The following is a 2,803-nucleotide window of genomic DNA, read 5'->3' on the forward strand; positions in this document are numbered from 1 at the left end:
CCTCGCCGCGCACCAGATCATCGTAGCTTTCCCTCTGGCGGATGACCTCAAAGCTGCCGCCGCTGACTAAGACCTCAGCCGCTCTGGGCCGGGAATTGTAGGTGGAGGACATGGAAAAGCCGTAAGCCCCGCTGCTCATCACGGCCAGCAGTTCGCCGGGCCGCACGTCCGGCAGCAGCCTGTCCTTTGCCAGGAAATCGCCGCTCTCGCAGATCGGGCCGACCACATCCGCCTGCTGCTGTCCGCTGTCCGCTGCTGGCTCCCGCACGGGCAGGATTTCATGATACGCGCCATAGAGCGAGGGCCGGGCCAGATCGTTCATGGCCGCGTCCACAATGATGAATCGTTTCGCCTTCTCGCCGCCGCTGTTGACCTTGGTGTACTGCACCTCAGTGACCAGAATGCCCGCGTTGCCGACCAGCACACGGCCCGGCTCCAGAATCAGGATGCAGTCCATGCCTGCCAGCTCGGCGCGCACCGCAGCAGCGTAATCAATGGGATGCGGCGGCTGCTCGTCGTCATAAGGAATGCCGATGCCTCCGCCCATGTCCACATATTTGATCTGAATGCCTTCCTGATTGAGTTTGGCGATGAAGGCTTTGACCTTGCGCAGTGCCTCAATGAAGGGATCAATCTGCGTCAGCTGCGAGCCGATATGGCAGCTCACGCCGACTATCTCAATATGCGCCATTGTCTTGGCCCGCAGATACTCCTGCAAGGCTTCTGTCACCGGGATGCCGAACTTGTTCTTCGCCAGACCAGTGGAGATATAGGCGTGCGTCTTCGGGTCAACATCCGGGTTGATGCGGAAGGCGATGCGGGCGCGAGTTTGCAGTTCCGCCGCAACTTCGTTCAGCCGGTCCAGCTCCTGCGGCGACTCAACATTGAACATGAGAATGCCTGCCTGCAAGGCCTCAGCTAGCTCCCGGCGGCTCTTGCCCACGCCGGAATAAATGATCCGCTGCGGCTCCACCCCGGCCTTGAGAGCGCGGAACAGCTCGCCGCCGGAGACAATGTCCGCTCCGCCGCCCAGCTTGGCGAAGAGATTGAGAACAGCGATGTTCGAGCAGGCTTTGACCGCAAAGCAGGTTTGGTGGGCCATGCCCTTGAAGCCGGCTTCAAAAGCAGTGAAATGCCGTTTGAGCGTGGCGGAGCTGTAGAGATAAAAAGGAGTGCCGATCTGGCTGGCGATGTCGCGCAGGCGCACGTCCTCGCAGCAGAGTTCGCCGTTCTTGTAGGTGAAATGGTTCATAATTGCTGTGGTGATAAAAAAAAGACCGGCTTCTTTCACAAAGAAAGAAACTGGCAGCAGTGCTTATCTACTATTTATTTTTAATGACAAGCGGTATGTTTTCAGCAAAGAAGCTCCAAGCTTTCCTTTATTTTCCCTTCGCAGTTGAAATAGGCAATGCCGCCGTTCTCGCTGACTATCCACACTTCCTTTGCCCCTTTGGCAAGATACAGCTCAATCTTCTCCTCCATCTCACCTGCGGAATTTGACGGCGACATGATTTCAACACAGATTTCAGGGGCGTGTTTGTAGGGCGTTTCATAGCCGTGACGGGCAAAAAAATCATCCGATGCCCACGCGACATCAGCGACCTTGACTCCTTGCGATGTCTGAATCGAGCATTCCATTATCACCTTGCCGCGTCTTTTCTTTCCCTCTTTGATCTGCGCACCGATTTCAAACTGAAGATGGCCGTGGCTGTTGCTGGCAGGACTCATCAGAATCTTGCCCCACTTGTTCAGCTCAATTTTAAACGGAAGATTTTGCAGCAGCGGATTGCTGATCACTCCGGCCCAGTCCATGATTCGCTCCTTTCAGCAGACCTCTTGCATAACTGCCCCTGCGTCGGGCGGCTGCGCCTTGATGCAGGGGCGAAAAATTTTTCGCCCCTGCTGCTTGCGTAAGATTATTGCGCTGTCACAGCACGGCGGTCACCGTGTTGCTCGGCAGGCTTTCGCCTGCGCGGTTGATGGCGACGATGCGGAATTCCAGTGCGCTGCCGCGCGGCTGCTCGGCCAGCACAATGCTTGTTCCGACCGCTGTGCCGACGATCTGCCATGCGCTCCACACGCCGCTGTCCTGGCTGCGGCGGTCGGCCTTATAGCAGGCGGCTTCGTCGCCGTCCTCAGACTCGTCCCACTCCAGCGTTATGCTGCCCTCGCCCTGCTGCTGCGCCCTGACATTGCGCGGCTGGCCAGGCAGCTGCGGCACATGCGGCGTGCGCGGCGAACGCGCGCCCCAGCCCAGCGCGGTCAGCTTGGCATCATTGCCGCGCACCGCGTCTTCGGCATAATGCAGCATGGCTTTCATGCCCGCAATCAGCTCTTCAAAATCAACGTGCTTGGTTTCTGTGGCCTGCTGCACCGCAGACTGAGCCGCCGCCTGCGCGTCGCTCGAGCCGCTGAACGCATCCAGCCGGGCGCGCAGCTCCGCCGGTGTCAGGGGCGGATCAGGAAAATCAGGATTGTCCGTCATTCCGGCGATGATGTTTTGCGCCAGAGCCATGATGTCCGCTTCACGGGTGGGAAATGTCGCCATGCTGTCTCCTTCTGCTGTTGAGATGGAATAGAGCTGAAATGATGCTGCTTCCCTCGTTCTGTCAGTTCGAGCGGAACGAGAAATCCTTTTCGTCCTCGGATCTTCCTCCTGCCGGTCGGCATGGCCGCCGGTGAGCATGTTCTGCCGCCAGTCTTTCAGGCGGCCTGTCTATCTTATGGATGCCTTGCCTGTCCGACAGCTGCGGCATCCCAAGTTTAAAATGCCCTGCACCAAATTTGGATCGAGGCGCAGGAA

General features: G+C 58.2%; 3 protein-coding genes. All 3 read right to left on the reverse strand.

All coding sequences use genetic code 11. The annotated features are described in order from the left end of the window. On the reverse strand, window positions 1–1,252 hold a 1,252-nt coding region (lysA, locus tag ACNKID_RS11010; protein ID WP_417913478.1), incomplete at its 3' end, for a diaminopimelate decarboxylase. Window positions 1,253–1,353: 101 nt separating this feature from the next. Continuing rightward, complete coding sequence (locus ACNKID_RS11015) at window positions 1,354–1,812, reverse strand: Uma2 family endonuclease (protein WP_417913479.1); 459 nt, start codon at window positions 1,810–1,812, stop codon at window positions 1,354–1,356. 115 nt (window positions 1,813–1,927) lie between these two features. After that, window positions 1,928–2,548, reverse strand: a complete 621-nt coding sequence (locus ACNKID_RS11020; RefSeq protein WP_417913480.1) for a fibronectin type III domain-containing protein — start codon at window positions 2,546–2,548, stop codon at window positions 1,928–1,930. Window positions 2,549–2,803 lie beyond the last annotated feature (255 nt).

Source organism: Candidatus Electronema sp. TJ, from assembly GCF_048287355.1.
GTDB lineage: Bacteria > Desulfobacterota > Desulfobulbia > Desulfobulbales > Desulfobulbaceae > Electronema.

Bases quoted from the DNA above. Each gene is read 5' to 3' on its own strand.
- ACNKID_RS11020 (WP_417913480.1), bottom strand. From the start codon at position 2,548: ATGGCGACATTTCCCACCCGTGAAGCGGACATCATGGCTCTGGCGCAA.
- ACNKID_RS11015 (WP_417913479.1), bottom strand. From the start codon at position 1,812: ATGGACTGGGCCGGAGTGATCAGCAATCCGCTGCTGCAAAATCTTCCG.